The 14,330-nt window shown below is 60.9% G+C and carries 17 protein-coding genes; 12 read left to right on the forward strand and 5 right to left on the reverse strand.

Features of this window, described 5'->3' with window-relative positions; translation table 11 throughout:
- The 5 genes from ACIQUH_RS26120 to ACIQUH_RS26140 form a co-directional block, all read left to right on the forward strand.
- A partial coding sequence (locus tag ACIQUH_RS26120) for a TOBE domain-containing protein (protein WP_400820715.1) occupies nucleotides 1-198 on the forward strand: 198 nt, incomplete at its 5' end.
- Nucleotides 195-971: an L-iditol 2-dehydrogenase gene (locus ACIQUH_RS26125; RefSeq protein WP_400820717.1), complete on the forward strand. Its 777-nt coding sequence runs from the start codon at nucleotides 195-197 to the stop codon at nucleotides 969-971. The genes ACIQUH_RS26120 and ACIQUH_RS26125, both read left to right, overlap by 4 nt.
- A 58-nt stretch (nucleotides 972-1,029) precedes the next feature.
- Nucleotides 1,030-2,514 (forward strand): mannitol dehydrogenase family protein, encoded by a 1,485-nt coding sequence (locus tag ACIQUH_RS26130; RefSeq protein WP_400820719.1) that lies wholly within the window; start codon nucleotides 1,030-1,032, stop codon nucleotides 2,512-2,514.
- A 7-nt stretch (nucleotides 2,515-2,521) separates the two neighbouring features.
- The gene (locus ACIQUH_RS26135; RefSeq protein WP_400820722.1) at nucleotides 2,522-3,241 is read left to right on the forward strand and encodes an HAD family hydrolase; all 720 of its coding nucleotides are present in this window, start codon (nucleotides 2,522-2,524) and stop codon (nucleotides 3,239-3,241) included.
- A gap of 57 nt (nucleotides 3,242-3,298) precedes the next feature.
- Entirely contained in the window at nucleotides 3,299-4,873 is a 1,575-nt protein-coding gene (locus ACIQUH_RS26140) for an FGGY-family carbohydrate kinase (protein ID WP_400820797.1), read from the forward strand.
- A gap of 222 nt (nucleotides 4,874-5,095) precedes the next feature.
- Here ACIQUH_RS26140 and ACIQUH_RS26145 read toward each other — a convergent pair whose 3' ends face one another.
- Nucleotides 5,096-5,929 (reverse strand): MurR/RpiR family transcriptional regulator, encoded by an 834-nt coding sequence (locus ACIQUH_RS26145; protein WP_400820724.1) that lies wholly within the window; start codon nucleotides 5,927-5,929, stop codon nucleotides 5,096-5,098.
- Nucleotides 5,930-6,225: 296 nt separating this feature from the next.
- Here ACIQUH_RS26145 and ACIQUH_RS26150 point away from each other — a divergent pair, with 296 nt between their 5' ends.
- Nucleotides 6,226-6,963: a sulfate transporter family protein gene (locus ACIQUH_RS26150; protein ID WP_400820727.1), complete on the forward strand. Its 738-nt coding sequence runs from the start codon at nucleotides 6,226-6,228 to the stop codon at nucleotides 6,961-6,963.
- Here the strand turns inward: ACIQUH_RS26150 and nth are convergent.
- Nucleotides 6,925-7,707: an endonuclease III gene (gene nth, locus ACIQUH_RS26155; protein ID WP_400820729.1), complete on the reverse strand. Its 783-nt coding sequence runs from the start codon at nucleotides 7,705-7,707 to the stop codon at nucleotides 6,925-6,927. The two genes, ACIQUH_RS26150 and nth, sit on opposite strands and share 39 nt — an antisense overlap.
- Before the next feature lie 37 nt (nucleotides 7,708-7,744).
- Between nth and ACIQUH_RS26160 the strand changes: the two genes are divergently transcribed.
- The 4 genes from ACIQUH_RS26160 to ACIQUH_RS26175 all read left to right on the forward strand — a co-directional run bounded on the left by ACIQUH_RS26160 (nucleotide 7,745) and on the right by ACIQUH_RS26175 (nucleotide 9,901).
- Entirely contained in the window at nucleotides 7,745-8,227 is a 483-nt protein-coding gene (locus ACIQUH_RS26160) for a DUF2244 domain-containing protein (RefSeq protein ID WP_003523126.1), read from the forward strand.
- A 217-nt stretch (nucleotides 8,228-8,444) separates the two neighbouring features.
- Complete coding sequence (locus tag ACIQUH_RS26165) at nucleotides 8,445-9,317, forward strand: methylated-DNA--[protein]-cysteine S-methyltransferase (protein ID WP_400820731.1); 873 nt, start codon at nucleotides 8,445-8,447, stop codon at nucleotides 9,315-9,317.
- 54 nt (nucleotides 9,318-9,371) lie between these two features.
- The gene (locus ACIQUH_RS26170) at nucleotides 9,372-9,608 is read left to right on the forward strand and encodes a CopG family ribbon-helix-helix protein (protein ID WP_400820733.1); all 237 of its coding nucleotides are present in this window, start codon (nucleotides 9,372-9,374) and stop codon (nucleotides 9,606-9,608) included.
- 5 nt (nucleotides 9,609-9,613) lie between these two features.
- Nucleotides 9,614-9,901 carry a type II toxin-antitoxin system RelE/ParE family toxin gene (locus ACIQUH_RS26175; protein WP_400820735.1) on the forward strand — a complete coding sequence of 96 codons (288 nt, stop codon included), beginning with the start codon at nucleotides 9,614-9,616 and terminating at the stop codon, nucleotides 9,899-9,901.
- On the opposite strand, the gene ACIQUH_RS26180 is transcribed toward ACIQUH_RS26175, so the two are convergent.
- The gene (locus ACIQUH_RS26180; protein WP_400820737.1) at nucleotides 9,898-10,896 is read right to left on the reverse strand and encodes a sugar-binding transcriptional regulator; all 999 of its coding nucleotides are present in this window, start codon (nucleotides 10,894-10,896) and stop codon (nucleotides 9,898-9,900) included. The genes ACIQUH_RS26175 and ACIQUH_RS26180 overlap by 4 nt on opposite strands.
- 193 nt (nucleotides 10,897-11,089) lie before the next feature.
- Between ACIQUH_RS26180 and tal the strand changes: the two genes are divergently transcribed.
- On the forward strand, nucleotides 11,090-12,055 hold the full coding sequence (tal, locus tag ACIQUH_RS26185; RefSeq protein WP_400820739.1) for a transaldolase: 966 nt from the start codon (nucleotides 11,090-11,092) through the stop codon (nucleotides 12,053-12,055).
- A gap of 102 nt (nucleotides 12,056-12,157) precedes the next feature.
- Here tal and ACIQUH_RS26190 read toward each other — a convergent pair whose 3' ends face one another.
- Nucleotides 12,158-12,925 (reverse strand): IclR family transcriptional regulator, encoded by a 768-nt coding sequence (locus tag ACIQUH_RS26190; protein WP_400820741.1) that lies wholly within the window; start codon nucleotides 12,923-12,925, stop codon nucleotides 12,158-12,160.
- Between the two features lie 198 nt (nucleotides 12,926-13,123).
- Here ACIQUH_RS26190 and ACIQUH_RS26195 point away from each other — a divergent pair, with 198 nt between their 5' ends.
- Complete coding sequence (locus ACIQUH_RS26195) at nucleotides 13,124-13,855, forward strand: SDR family oxidoreductase (RefSeq protein ID WP_400820743.1); 732 nt, start codon at nucleotides 13,124-13,126, stop codon at nucleotides 13,853-13,855.
- Nucleotides 13,856-14,066: 211 nt separating this feature from the next.
- On the opposite strand, the gene ACIQUH_RS26200 is transcribed toward ACIQUH_RS26195, so the two are convergent.
- A complete protein-coding gene (locus tag ACIQUH_RS26200; RefSeq protein WP_003499086.1) occupies nucleotides 14,067-14,240 on the reverse strand; it encodes a DUF1328 domain-containing protein in 174 nt (57 codons plus the stop codon).
- Nucleotides 14,241-14,330 lie beyond the last annotated feature (90 nt).

The following is a 14,330-nucleotide window of genomic DNA, read 5'->3' on the forward strand; positions in this document are numbered from 1 at the left end:
AGCGGCCTGTGGCAGGGCAAGGTGACGGTTGCCGAACATCTCGGATCGGATACCTTCCTGCATCTCGAGGTGTCAGGCATCGGCCCGATCACCGCAAGGACCGACGGCGAGTTCGAATGCAGGCATGGCGATACTGTCTTCATCACCCCGGATGACACTAAAATCCACAGGTTCGATGAGAAAGGCAAGGCGATATGACGGGGAGACTGGAAGGCAAATCCGCGCTGATAACAGGCTCGGCGCGCGGCATCGGCCGCGCCTTTGCGGAGGCCTATATACGTGAGGGCGCAACCGTCGCCATCGCCGATATCGATTTCGAGCGGGCCAGCAAGACCGCCCGTGAGATCGGCGAGAACGCCTATGCCGTCGAACTCGATGTGACCAAACAGCATTCCATCGACACCGCCATCCGCACCGTGGAAGGCCAGGCGGGCGGGCTCGATATCCTCATCAACAATGCCGCACTCTTCGACCTCGCACCGATTGTCGAGATCAAACGCGAGAGCTACGAAAGACTGTTTTCGATCAACGTGTCCGGCACGCTGTTCATGATGCAGGCCGCCGCAAAAACAATGATTGCTCGGGGAAAAGGCGGCAAGATCATCAACATGGCAAGCCAGGCGGGCCGGCGCGGCGAGGCCTTGGTGGCGGTTTATTGCGCCACCAAGGCCGCCGTGATCAGCCTCACGCAATCGGCCGGGCTTGACCTCATCAAACACGGCATCAACGTCAATGCGATTGCGCCCGGCGTGGTCGATGGCGAGCACTGGGACGGTGTGGACGCACTGTTTGCGAAATATGAAAACCGCCCGGCCGGCGAAAAGAAGCGGCTGGTCGGCGAGGCCGTACCCTTCGGCCGCATGGGCCGTGCCGAAGATCTGACCGGCATGGCGATCTTCCTTGCTTCTGATGAAGCACAATACATCGTCGCCCAGACCTATAATGTCGATGGCGGCAACTGGATGAGCTAATCCCCGGGGTTTCCCGGTGACCGGCACGAACAACGTTTCCCCTTTCGAGGATCGTGACATGACATGCAAACTCTCCCTCGCAACGCTTGACGAAGCCAGAAAAACGGCAGCGGTTCCGGCCTACTCCCGGGCTGATCTTTCCGCCGGCATCGTGCATTTCGGCGTTGGTAATTTCCACCGCGCCCATCAGGCGGTCTATCTGGATGACCTGTTCAACACGGGTGCGGATCATGACTTCGCCATCATCGGCGCCGGCGTTCTGCCGTCGGATGCGGTGATGCGCGAGAAACTCGCCGCGCAGGATTTCCTGACCACTGTCGTGGAGCAGGACAATAACCGCACCGGCGCGCGCGTCACCGGGCCGATGATCGATATTCTGCAGGTAGGCGATACGCAGCGGATCATCGATACGCTGGCCGATCCGAAAATCCGCATCGTCTCGATGACGATTACCGAGGGCGGTTATTTCATCGATGCTTCCGGCTCTTTCAACCCGCAACATCCGGCCATTGCCGAAGATGGAAAGAACCCGTTGACGCCAAAAACCGTCTTCGGCCTGATCGTCGCCGGGTTGAAGGCACGCCGCGACAGAGGGCTGCAACCCTTCACCGTCATGTCCTGCGACAACATCCCGCATAATGGCAAGGTCACCAAAAACGCGGTGGTCGGGTTGGCGGCCTTGTCCGATCCGGCCTTCGCCAGCTGGATCGGCGAAAGCGTCGCTTTCCCCAATTCCATGGTCGACCGCATCACCCCTGCCACCGGCGAGCGCGAACGCAACATTGCCCGCGACGATTTCGGTATCGAGGACAATTGGCCGGTCTTCTGCGAAGAGTTCAAACAATGGGTGATGGAGGATCATTTCCCCGCCGGTCGCCCGGCGCTGGAAAAGGCCGGCGTGCAGTTCGTCAGCGACGTTGCGCCCTATGAGCACATGAAGATCCGCATCCTCAATGGCGGCCATGCGGCAATTGCCTATCCGGCCGCACTCCTCGATATTCACTTCGTACATGAGGCGATGGAACATCCGCTGATCCGGGCATTTCTGGCAAAGCTCGAAAATGAAGAGATCATCCCGGTCATTCCGCCGGTTCCCGATACAAATCTTGCCGATTATTTCGCCCTGATCGAGCGGCGTTTCCTCAATCCGAAGATCGGCGACACCATTCCGCGTCTGGCGCAGGACGGCTCCAACCGCCAGCCGAAATTCATCCTGCCATCCACCGCCGACCGTCTGGCGCGTGGCGAGGATATCGTCGGCCTTTCGCTGGTGTCTGCCCTGTGGTGCCGTTATTTCCAGGGCACGTCCGACAGCGGCAGGGAAATCGCCTTCAACGATGCCAGCGCCGAACGCCTGCAGGCGGCGGCGATCAAGGCGAAGGACGATCCGATGGCCTTTCTCGCACTTGACGACATCTTCGGGGAGGTTGCCGAATCGGAGCTTTTCCGTAAACGCTTTGCCCATGCACTGAAGACGCTGTGGCGCGAAGGCACGGCGAAGACCTTGCAGCTTTATCTGGATGACAAGCTGGCTGAAAAGTGACCACGAGATGGAAGACGAGACCGGGCCCCTGTTGATTTTCGATTGCGACGGCGTTCTCGTCGACAGCGAACCGGTCTCCATCTCCGTCCTTCTCGACATGCTCTCCCATCTCGGCGTGACGATGGGAGAGGAAGAGGCCTATGAGCGCTTTCTCGGCCGCAGCGTCGCCAGCATGACGGCGACGTTGTTTGAGGACTACGGCGTTGAGACGGACATCGATTTTCTCGACCATATGCGGGCGACGCTGTTCGAGCGTTTCCGCACCGAATTGCAGCCCATAGAGGGCATTGCCGAAACGCTGGACAGGCTTCTGCCGCTGAAGCGCTGCGTGGCGTCTTCCAGCCAGCCGGAACGCATCCGCTATTCGCTGGGGCTGACCGGCCTGATCGATAAATTCGAGCCGCATGTGTTCAGCGCCACCATGGTGAAGAACGGCAAGCCGGCGCCCGACCTCTTCCTGCATGCGGCGCGCGAGATGGCTACCGAGCCGCGTCACTGCATCGTGATCGAGGACAGCCCCGCCGGCATTGCCGCCGCAAAGGCAGCCGGCATGGGCGTTTTTGCCTTTACCGGCGGTTCGCATGCGCGCTTTCCCGCATTCCGCGAAAAGATCGCCAGGCTAGGGGCGGATGCGGTGTTTGACGCGATGCCGGATTTGGTCCAACTTGTCAGGAGCTATGTGGGGAAGGGCGGTTTTGACGGCCAAATGGAACGTGATGCGGGCTGAAGCGTATTTTGCCTGCCGTTGTCGGGTCGTTGCGCAAGGGATGGAATTGCAGTCTTGATGCGTCAAAATCTCGTCGCTGTCGATGTCGGCACCGCCAGCGCCCGGGCCGGCATTTTCGATCCGGCCGGCCGGCTGCTTGCCCGTTCCACCCATCCCATCCTGATGCAGCGGCCGCAGGAAAACCACGCCGAACACGATTCCACCGACATATGGAACGCGGTCTGCATCGTGGTGAGGGCGGCGCTTGCCGAGGCGGGTGTTTCACCGCAAAGTATTGCCGCCATCGGTTTCGACGCCACCTGCTCGCTCGTCATCCGCGATGGGCGGGGTGAGCCGGTTTCGGTTTCCGTTACCGGCGAAGACCGCTTCGACACCATCGTCTGGCTCGATCACCGGGCGATATCGGAGGCCGACCGGCTGACGGCATCCGGCCACCGGGTGCTGGATTTTGCCGGCAACAGCGTCTCGCCGGAAATGCAGATGCCGAAGCTGATGTGGCTGAAGACGCATATGCCGGCAAGCTGGTCACGCATGTCCTTCGCTTTCGATCTGGCGGATTTTTTGACATGGAAAGCGACGGGTTCGGCCCAGCGTTCAAATTGCACGCAGACGGCGAAGTGGAATTTTCTGGCGCAGGAAAATCCCGGCTGGCAGGCGGATTATCTCGAACTGGCGGGCCTTGCCGATTTGAGAGAGCGGGCAGGGCTGCCCGAAACCACGGTGATGCCGGGGGAAAGCATCGGCCCGCTTTCACCCGAAGCGGCCGCCGAGCTGGGTCTCGATACCGGCTGTGAGGTCGCTGCGGGCATGATCGACGCCTATGCCGGCGCGCTGGGTGCGCTGGGCGGCTGCTTGTCTGCGGATGTGGGCCGGCATGTGGCGCTGATCGCCGGCACATCGAGTTGCCTTGTTGCCATGTCGGAGCGGCAGATGCCCGGCCATAGCCTCTGGGGTCCCTATTGGCAGGCGATCCTGCCCGGGCACTGGCTGGTGGAAGGCGGGCAATCGGCCACCGGCGCGCTGCTTGACCATATCGTGCGCATGCATGCGGCGGGCGGTGAGCCGGATACGGCGCTGCATGACCGCATCGTTGCGCGGGTAACGGAATTGCGGGCGCTTGAGGGCGAGGCCTTCGCCGAGCGGCTGCATGTGCTGCCGGATTTCCACGGCAACCGCTCGCCGCTTGCCGATCCGCATGCCGTCGGCGTCATTAGCGGGCTGACGCTGGATACGTCTTTCGACAGTCTGTGCCGTCTTTACTGGCGCACCGCCGTGGCGATTGCGCTTGGCGCCCGGCATGTGCTCGATGCCATGGAACGTTTCGGTTATGCGGTGGAAAGCCTGCACGTCACCGGCGGGCATGTGAAGAACCCGCTGCTGATGGAGCTTTATGCCGATGTGACCGGCAAGCACATCGTGGTTCCCGCCACCGCCGATGCCGTGCTGCTGGGCACGGCGATGACGGCGGCGACGGCCGGCGGAGTGCATGCGAACCTTGCCGCAGCCGGAGCCGCCATGTATCCGGGCAATGCGGAAATATCGGGAAATCCGGCGCGTGGCCCCCGTTATGAGCGGGATTATCGCCGTTTTCTCGCCATGTACCGCCATCGTCAGGAACTGGAAAGCCTTTGATTTTTCGCCGAAAATGGCAAGGCTAGACCATGGCTCAGGGCTGCCGCCTGTTTCTTCTCCCCGCCGGGGAGAAGGTGGCCCGAAGGGCCGGATGAGGGGGCACCCTCACCGGATATCTCTACCCTTGCCCCTCATCCCGCTGCCGCGACCTTCTCCCCGGCGGGGAGAAGAAACAAGCGGTAACCGCTCGATCACTCGTCCCCGTGTGGCCGCCAAGCGCCATTAACTGCGCAGCGAGCGCTTCAGGGCGGCGATGTTCCTGGCCCGTGTCCTGCCCGCATCGTCGGCCCCGGTGCTGAGCGCACAGAGGGTGAATTCCAAAAGCGAGACCAGTTGCAACAGCCCCTGGCCACCGTTCTGGGCCTGCGGCATGGCAAGAGAGAGATCGACGCTTTCCGGTCCCCATTCGTAAAACCGGGTGGTGATCAAAAGCGTCCTGTAGCCGCTCTTGCGCGCCATTGCCGACAGGCGCTGCAGGGGCGACAGGCTGCCGCCGCAATCCATGATGACGAGCAGCGCCTGCGCGGGGTCGAAATCCCACAGGGCGACATAGGCCGCACTGTCGCTGCCGAGATAATGGATGCGGCCCCGGCTCTCCAGCAGCCGTCCGTAAAAATGACGCCCGGCATCGAGACTTTCCGGAGAAGTTGCCAGAAAAACATCGCCGGCCGTGGCGATCTCGTTCATGGCAACCCGCCAGATCGATTGGGTGGTCATGTCGAAAGCGGTCTGGATGGCCTGAATCTGCTGGGACAGAAGCTGTGAAAACGGGTTGGAATGGCGTTCGCCGCCTTCGGCCGTGGCGGGCTGGTCGGCGCCGGCCGCTTCTTCGGCATGGCGCAGATCGGCGCGGATATCGCTGAACTGCCGATATCCCAGGGAACGCAGGAAACGGCCGACCGTCATCGGACTGAGGCTGAGCTTGGCGGCAAGCGTCTGCGCCGTCTCGAACGGCAATTCGTCCAGATGTTCGATCAGATATTTGGCGATCTTGCGCTCGGAGGGCGTTCCCGCCTTCATGGCGCGCGTAAGGTTCAACAGCAGCTTTTCCACCAACGCCTCATTCTTTTATCTTTATTGAACGATGATGCATGCGCGCGCGCAAACGAGCGTGCGAACCGCGATTTATGGTGGGGGATAGCCTTTCCGGCCTTGTCCTCCACCGGACCGGAATGCGAATTATGATAGATGGATTATTATATTTTAGAGATACCTTTTGTTCAAGGGAAATTCCATCTGCGGTTTAGATCCGGATATCGGGCATCCCTTTGCCCGTCTTGCAGAGGGGGCGGGCAGCGCTTATCTCTCGTCTGCTAAGTGTGTTTCACCGCGAAGGTGTCGAGGAGTTACGGATGATTTTTGATGCGGCGAGGCTTGCCTTCCACAATCTCTTTGCCACCGAAACCCGGTCGGTGTTCTGGAAGGTTCTGGGGCTCACGCTTCTCGTGCTGGCGGCGCTGTGGTTCGCCATCCGCTCGATCTTCATCTATTTCGCCCTGCCCTGGGTGGATACGCTGATCCCCGGCGTGCCGGACTGGGCGGGCTGGCTGACCTTCGTTTTCGCCATTTTCGCCGGCATCGGTCTTGCGCTGGCGCTCGCGCTGCTCATTTCGCCGGTCACCGCCGTCATTGCCGGCCTGTTTCTCGATGATGTCGCCGAAGTGGTTGAAAAAAAGAGCTATCCGAACGATCCGCCGGGCAAGGCGATGCCGGTCGGCGAGGCCGTTTTGTCGTCCATCAAGTTCTTCGGTGTCGTCATTGCCGGCAACCTCATCGCGCTGTTGCTGCTTCTGGTGCCGGGCGTCAATCTCATCGCGTTTTTTCTGGTGAACGGTTATCTGCTCGGCCGGGAATTCTTCGAATTCGCGGCGATGCGTTTCCGCTCCCCCGTGGAGGCAAGGCAGTTCCGCTCAAAACACCGCACCACCGTCTTCATGGCCGGGCTGGTGATTGCGGCCTTTCTGGCGGTGCCGTTCCTCAACCTGTTGACGCCGCTTTTTGCCGCCTCGATGATGGTGCATCTGCACAAGGCCGTCAGCCGGCGCGATCCCTCATTCGCCGCCGGCCGCACCGAACAGCTGCGCGGGTAATTCCACCAGTGGGGCCGGAATATCGAAGGTCTTTTCCGGCGATTTACAGATATCGGCAATCACGCAGCGCTCGCATTCCGGCTTGCGCGCCTTGCAGCAATAACGCCCGTGCAGGATCAGCCAGTGGTGGGCATGGAACAGATATTCTTCGGGAATGATGCGGATCAGCCGGTCTTCAACCTCGTCAGGGGTTTTGCCCGGCGCAAGACAGAGCCGGTTGGCAATGCGGAAGACGTGGGTATCCACCGCAAGCGTGGGCACGCCGAAAGCCATGGACATCACCACATTGGCGGTCTTGCGGCCGACCCCCGGCAGCGTCACCAGCGCCTCGCGGGTTTTCGGCACCTCGCCGCCGAAATTGTCGATCAGCATCCGCGACAGGGCAATGACGTTTTTCGCCTTGTTGCGGTAAAGCCCGATGGTCTTGATATAGCCGATCAGTTCCTCCTCGCCGAGCGCCAGCATCTTTTCCGGCGTATCGGCCACCCTGAACAGCGCCCTGGTCGCCCGGTTGACGCCCACATCGGTCGCCTGCGCCGAAAGCGCCACGGCCACCAGCAGGGTGAAGGGATTGGTATGTTCCAGCTCGCCTTTCGGCTCCGGCCGCTGAATGGAAAAACGGCGAAAGATTTCGGTGAGCTCGTCCTTTGAATAGGCCGTCTTCACCCGCGCCGGCTTGCGCGCAGATGCCGGATTTGACTTTTTCAATGTTTGGGTGCTGGATCGTTTCTTGGCGACTGTCATGGACTATCTATAGCCAGCCCGCCCAAAGGAAAGCAACGTGGATACGCTCAACGACCAGCCGATTTTCGCGGCGGAACTCGTTCCGCACCGTTCGCTTGGCAGAAGGGGTTTCCGGTTACTCCTGCTTTTTTCCGGGCTGGCCTGCCTTGTTTATGGCGGCTTCTTCCTCGCCACCGGGGCATGGCCGGTCGGCCTGTTCTTCGGGCTGGATTTTCTGCTGCTTTATGCCGCCTTCCGCGCCAATTACCGGGCGGCTAAGGCGCGGGAAGAGGTCAGCGTCTCACGCACCAGCCTGTCGATCCGCAAATTTTCTCCGGCCGGGCGGATGGTGGAACATCGCTTCAATCCCTTCTGGGCACGCTTCCGGGTGAGGCGGCATGACGAGATCGGCATCGTCTCCATGCATGTGACGGGCGAGGGCCGGGCGACCGATATCGGTTCGTTTCTCAATCCGGATGACAGGGAGAGCTTCGCGAAAGCTTTCGGCGGCGCGCTGGCGACTGTGCGGCGGCGGATGTAAGAGGATAATCCAGCTCTCCCTCCGTCATTCCGGCCCTGAGCCGGAATCCAGCCGACGCGCGTCTGCGCGGCGGAAGAGACTCCTTTCAGCCCAAGGACTTGGGCTGGCTGGATACCGGCTCGAGGCCGGTATGACGGTGGAAATGGAGCAGGGCGCAAGAAACGGGTGGAGACGAAATCGCTTTAATGGTTTTCTCTTACCCGTTAGGAGACATGCGATGAACGCCAATATTACGCTGAACGAAGACATCACCCCCATCGGATCGGATTACGATACGGTGCGCGGGGTTATCGAGCTTTTGACGCTGGATTATCGCGAGCAGCCCTCCCTCGAAGCCATTGCCGCAAGGCTCGGCCAGTCGCCGACGCAATTGCAGAAAACCTTCACCCGCTGGGCCGGTCTTTCGCCCAAGGCATTCCTGCAGGCCGTGACGCTCGATCACGCCAAGCGGCTGTTGCGCGAAGAGGACCTGCCGCTCTTGGAAACCTCGATCGAGGTCGGCATGTCGGGGCCGGGACGCCTGCACGATCTGTTCGTCACCCATGAGGCCATGTCGCCCGGCGAATGGAAGGCGAAGGGCGGCGGGCTGACGATCCGTTACGGGTTCCACGCCTCGCCCTTCGGTCTTGCCCTGGTCATGGCGACCGATCGTGGCCTTGCCGGCTGCGCCTTTGCCGATCCGGGTGAGGAAAGGGCCTGTTTCGAGGATATGGCCGGCCGCTGGCCGAATGCCTGTTATGTCGAGGATCGCGAAGCGACGGCGCCCTATGCCGCGCGTATCTTCGACCCATCCATGTGGTCGGCGGACAGGCCGCTGCGCGTCGTGCTGCTCGGCACGGATTTTCAGGTGCGCGTATGGGAAAGCCTCCTGAAAATCCCGATGGGCCGCGCCGTCACCTATTCGCACATCGCCTGCGATATCGGCCAGCCCACCGCCTCCCGTGCCGTGGGGGCCGCAGTCGGGGCCAATCCGGTGTCCTTTGTCGTGCCCTGCCATCGTGCCGTCGGTAAAAGCGGGGCGCTGACGGGTTACCACTGGGGTCTCACCCGCAAGCGGGCGATGCTCGGCTGGGAAACGGGGAAGGTGTGAGTCGAGACTTGGATTGCCTTTGCCGATCTGCTTGGGATCGGTTATTCTTGGCTTATGAAAAGCACGATTGAACTTCCTGATGATCTTAAGCGCCGGCTGGATATCTTGGCCGAGCGCTCGAATTCGACACCGAGCCGCATCATAGAAGATGCGCTTTCTCATGGACGTTCTCTGGCATGGCAGGAGAAATGGACGAGCGGTGTGAGGGCAGGGCTGGCGGAGGCCGAAGCGGGGGAGTTCGTTACTGAAGAAGAGATCAACGTCGTTCTGAATAAATACACCAAGGCCTGAAACGCGTGCGCTTGGTTTGGACGCGGCGCTATCTCCGGGAGCTTGATGCTATAGGCGACTATATCGCTGAACGTAATCCGCGTGCGGCGGCAAAAGTCGTTAGGGTAATTCACGAGACGACGGCACGTCTTTTATCCGATAGTCCTTATCTCGGTCGCAGTGGCGAAATCGAAGGCACTAGGGAACTGGTTATTTCCGGCTTGCCCTACATCGTTGCCTATCGCGTGAAGGAGCGACAGGTCGAAATCCTGTTCGTGCAGCATGCCGCTCGCGAATGGCCCGACGAGGCCTAAACCAGCTCCATCAACGCCCTTGCCGCCGCTTCGTCTGTTATCAGCGTGTTGCACCCGATGCGCTTGATCGTGGCGCGGATGGCGACGGCGCGGTGGGCGCCGCCGGAGGCGAGCACGATGTGTTTGGCCTTGCGCAGCGTATCGAGATCGATCGCCATGGCGCGCTGGTTGATTGGGTGATCGACGGAGCGGCCTTCCGCATCGATGAAATTGAACATGGTGTCGCAGACGCAGCCGGCATCGATGAGTTCCTGCAGCGTCGCCTTCGAAATGAAACCCTCCGACAAAGAGGTCGAATGCGGGCCGATATCGCCGCAGGAGACGATGGCGAGATCGAGCGTTTCGGCGAGGTCGTAAAGCGTGGCGAGCCCGCATTTTTCGATCAGCGCCCGCTTGGTCTCGACGGAATCCACCAGGAGCGGCGCCAGAAACATGTAACATTCGGCCCCCAGCGCGCTCGCCAGCCGCCAGGTGTAATCGAGCGGGTTGGTCTGGTGCACGGCGACGATACCGCCGAGCAGCGAGACGACCTTGCAGTTTTCCCGGCGCGGCGGGCGGAAGCTGGAAAGCGAAGCGGTCATGGTGCGGCCCCAGCCGACGCCGATGGTGGCGCCGTTCGGCACCGCTTCGGAGAGGAATTGTCCGAGCGCAAGCCCGACCGCCTTCGCCGTGCCTTCGGCGTTCGCCTTGTCTGGGGATGGGCCGGGGGACGGGATGATTACTGCCTCGTCCAGCCCGTAAGCGGCTTCCAGCCGGCCGGCCAGTTCGACGAAATCCTCGATACCCTCATTGATCCAGATCTGCACTTCGGAGCGTTTCATCGCCTCGTCCAGCAGGCGGATGACGGTGGAGCGGCTGATGCCCAGTTTCTCGGCGACGTCTTTCTGCGTCATGCCCTGATTATAATAGAGCCATGCGGCGCGCAGCCTCAGCGAAGCCGCTTCCGAATAGGCCGTATGGGTTTCTCTTCTCAGTTTCGCCACGGTTTCCGCCATTCTTTATGTTTGCGGAGTATCGCAGGCGTGAAACTTATGTCAATTGCGATGCGCAAATGTCTTGACTTTCGACCGTGCCGCTTGCGATAGTCGGAGCCGGACAAACCGCGATTTCGGCCTTGGGCGCGCCCATGGTGCGGGAACGAAATGACGGCTGAGCAAGTTTTCAAGCGATCATGAAGGATCATTCGATATGACGTCCAAACTCGAACAACTTCGCGCCATCACCACGGTCGTTGCCGATACCGGCGATATCGAGGCGGTTGCGCGCCTGAAGCCGGTGGATTGCACCACCAACCCGACCATCGTTCTCAAAGCTCTCGGCACACCGGCCTTTGCCGATGCGGTGAAGGAAGCCGTCGCATGGGGCAAGAAGCAGGGCGGTCAGTCCGACGCCGTGGTTGCCGCCGTTGCCGACCGTCTTGCCATTTCCGTGGGTGCAGCGCTTGCCGGCCTCGTTCCGGGCCGCGTGTCGACCGAAGTCGATGCCGACCTTTCTTTCGATACGCAAGCCTCCATCACCAAGGCGCGCCACATCATCGCCGCCTACAAGGAGCGCGGCATCGAGCGTGAACGCATCCTCATCAAGCTCGCTTCCACCTGGGAAGGCATCAAGGCCGCCGAAGTGCTGCAGTCCGAAGGCATCGATTGCAACCTGACGCTCCTCTTCTCGCAGGCCCAGGCGATTGCCTGCGCCGAAGCCAAGGTCTTCCTCATCTCGCCCTTCGTCGGCCGTATCCTCGACTGGTACAAGAAGTCGACCGGCGAGACCTACACCGCCGAAACCGATCCGGGGGTGGTTTCGGTGCGCAGCATCTACAATTATTACAAGGCCAATGGCATCAGCACGGTCGTCATGGGCGCGTCCTTCCGCAATGTCGGCGAAATCGAAGCGCTGGCCGGTTGCGACCGCCTGACGATCAGCCCGGCGCTGCTGGAAGAGCTGGACAAGGATACCGGCAAGCTGGAGCGCAAGCTTTCGGCCGAGAATGTCAAGGCCGAGCCGCTGCAGTCGCTCGACGAAAAGGCATTCCGCTGGGCGCTGAACGAAGACGCGATGGCCACCGAGAAGCTCTCGGAAGGTATCCGCCTTTTCGCCAAGGATCTGGTGACGCTGCGCGAAATGGTCCGCAAGGAACTGACGCTGGCTGCGGCCTGATACAAAAGGGGGAACCATCCACGTTCCCCCTGCGTTTACACAGCATAAATCTCCAGTCACTCAAAACGCGATCGGGTCCCTGCCGGTCGCGTTTTTTTGTGGTCAGACGCTTCCGGTGACGATCTCGGAAATGCGTTTTGCCGCCTCGCGGATCAGCCCTTCGCAGGCCTCGCTTGTCGGTGCCTTGCCGCCCAGCGGCGTGATATAGGGGCAGGTGATGACGGCGAGCGCCGTGCCATCGAGCGTCAGCACCGGGGCGGAGATGTTGCGCACGCCGGCGGTCTGCAGGCTGTCCATGGATTCGAAACCGTGTCTGCGCACCTCGGCCAGCCGCTCGGCAAGCCCCGGCGGCACCGTTTCGCCGCTGCCGCGCACCTGTTCGGTGATCATGATCTCGCGCTGCGCCTCGGTCTGGAAGGCCAGAAGCACATGGCCGGAGCCGGTATGGAACAGGCTCATCTGCGCGCCGACCCGCATGGACATGGCCCAATAGGTGGCCGATTCCTGCTGGGCGATAACGACGACGCTACCGCGGTCATAAACCGCCAGATGACAGGCCTGCTCGGCGCTTGCCGAAAAATCGCGCATGACGGGTGTGGCAAAGGAGACCAGCCGGCGGATCGGCGCGTGGAAATGCGCCAGCCCGAACATCTTCAGCGTCAACGAAAAACGGTCGCCATCAAGCCGCTGCACATAGCCGCGGCGCACCAGCCGGTCCAGCATGCGGTAAAGCTCGTTCGGGCTTTTTCCGATCGATTTGGCGATCTCGATCTGTGTCAGCCCGCCATCGGTGCGGGCCAGAAGTTCGAGAATGTCCAAACCCTTGTCGAGCGCGGGGGCGCGATATCTTTCGCTGTCGTCTTCGGTCATCTGGCCTCGATGGTGTTTTGCGTGGTCGTCGGGTGCGGCAGCCTGAAAATATGGTTGCCCGATACCCGACATCCGCGCAAGTTTGCTTGACGCCATATGAATACCGCGTTTACATATGAATTGTCGATCCATATTTGAGATCATCGAAATTTAGCGATCCGTCCATAAAGGACGGTCGCGCCGAGCGGGAGGCTATTCATGGTGCAGGATTTTAACGGCCGGACAGTGGTAATCACCGCCGCCGGTCAGGGTATCGGCCGGGCGGCGGCGGAGCGGTTCGTGTCGCTTGGCGCGCGCGTCATCGCCACCGATATCAATGAACAGGCGCTTTCAACGCTGAAAGGCGCGGAAACCCGGGTTCTGAACGTGCTTGACGGCGATGGTGTCAAGGATTTCGCCGCCGATATCGGCCATGCGGATGTGCTTTTCAACTGCGCCGGTTTCGTTCATTCCGGCACCATCCTGGAGTGCGAAGAGAAGGACTGGGATTTCTCCTTCGATCTCAATGCCAAGGCCATGTACCGCACCTGCCGCGCCTTCCTGCCGGGCATGCTGGAAAAGGGCAAGGGCGCAATCGTCAACATGTCCTCGGTTGCATCGAGCGTGAAGGGCGTGCCGAACCGTTTCGCTTATACCGCATCGAAAGCCGCCGTGGTGGGCCTGACCAAGGCGATTGCGGCCGACTTCGTCACCAGGGGCATTCGCTGCAACGCCATCTGCCCCGGCACGGTCGACAGCCCGTCCCTGCATGACCGCCTGCGTGCCACCGGCAATTACGAACAGGCGCTCGCCGATTTCATCGCCCGCCAGCCGATGGGCCGTATCGCCACGCCGGAAGAAATCGCAGCGCTCGTCACCTATCTCGCTTCTGATGAGGCAGGTTTCACCACCGGCCAGATCCATGTGATCGATGGTGGCTGGACGGCCTGAGGGGTTGTTACGGGAGAGAGGAGATGGGACCGCGTTTATTCGCCGGTTGAGGTTTTAACATCTCCACAAACTCAACGTCATCCTCGGGCTTGACCCGAGGATCCACACCTCAGGCTATGGATCCTCGGGTTAAGCCCGAGGATGACGCAGGAGAGTATACAGTTTTCAGAGATTAAAGGCGGCCGGCTCTTGCACCGGTCGCCTTTTTTATTCAGACGACGGCGCTTCCGGCCATCAGTGCAAGCACGAGGAAGACCAGGAAGATCACGACGGCGATGAAGAACAGAATGCGGGCGACGCCCGCCGCGGCTGCCGAAATGCCGGTAAAGCCGAATACGCCGGCGATCAAAGAAATAACAAAGAAAATAAGAGCCCACTTCAGCATGGCGCTTCCCCTTTTGCATGATTTTCCCGAGCCCGCCGCCCCGCGACAGGCTCGGTAAAATGACGCGCAAAAGGGGAAAATGTTCCACAC

Origin of the sequence: Agrobacterium sp. NPDC090283, from assembly GCF_044769685.1 — a bacterium.
Taxonomy (GTDB): Bacteria; Pseudomonadota; Alphaproteobacteria; order Rhizobiales; family Rhizobiaceae; genus Agrobacterium.

What these genes read in the sequence shown, in the direction of transcription:
- ACIQUH_RS26125 (WP_400820717.1), top strand. Translation starts at nt 195, where the DNA reads ATGACGGGGAGACTGGAAGGCAAATCCGCGCTGATAACAGGCTCGGCG.
- ACIQUH_RS26130 (WP_400820719.1), top strand. Translation starts at nt 1,030, where the DNA reads ATGACATGCAAACTCTCCCTCGCAACGCTTGACGAAGCCAGAAAAACG.
- ACIQUH_RS26135 (WP_400820722.1), top strand. Translation starts at nt 2,522, where the DNA reads ATGGAAGACGAGACCGGGCCCCTGTTGATTTTCGATTGCGACGGCGTT.
- ACIQUH_RS26140 (WP_400820797.1), top strand. Translation starts at nt 3,299, where the DNA reads ATGCGTCAAAATCTCGTCGCTGTCGATGTCGGCACCGCCAGCGCCCGG.
- ACIQUH_RS26150 (WP_400820727.1), top strand. Translation starts at nt 6,226, where the DNA reads ATGATTTTTGATGCGGCGAGGCTTGCCTTCCACAATCTCTTTGCCACC.
- nth (WP_400820729.1), bottom strand. Translation starts at nt 7,707, where the DNA reads ATGACAGTCGCCAAGAAACGATCCAGCACCCAAACATTGAAAAAGTCA.
- ACIQUH_RS26165 (WP_400820731.1), top strand. Translation starts at nt 8,445, where the DNA reads ATGAACGCCAATATTACGCTGAACGAAGACATCACCCCCATCGGATCG.
- ACIQUH_RS26170 (WP_400820733.1), top strand. Translation starts at nt 9,372, where the DNA reads ATGAAAAGCACGATTGAACTTCCTGATGATCTTAAGCGCCGGCTGGAT.
- ACIQUH_RS26180 (WP_400820737.1), bottom strand. Translation starts at nt 10,896, where the DNA reads ATGGCGGAAACCGTGGCGAAACTGAGAAGAGAAACCCATACGGCCTAT.
- tal (WP_400820739.1), top strand. Translation starts at nt 11,090, where the DNA reads ATGACGTCCAAACTCGAACAACTTCGCGCCATCACCACGGTCGTTGCC.
- ACIQUH_RS26190 (WP_400820741.1), bottom strand. Translation starts at nt 12,925, where the DNA reads ATGACCGAAGACGACAGCGAAAGATATCGCGCCCCCGCGCTCGACAAG.
- ACIQUH_RS26195 (WP_400820743.1), top strand. Translation starts at nt 13,124, where the DNA reads ATGGTGCAGGATTTTAACGGCCGGACAGTGGTAATCACCGCCGCCGGT.
- ACIQUH_RS26200 (WP_003499086.1), bottom strand. Translation starts at nt 14,240, where the DNA reads ATGCTGAAGTGGGCTCTTATTTTCTTTGTTATTTCTTTGATCGCCGGC.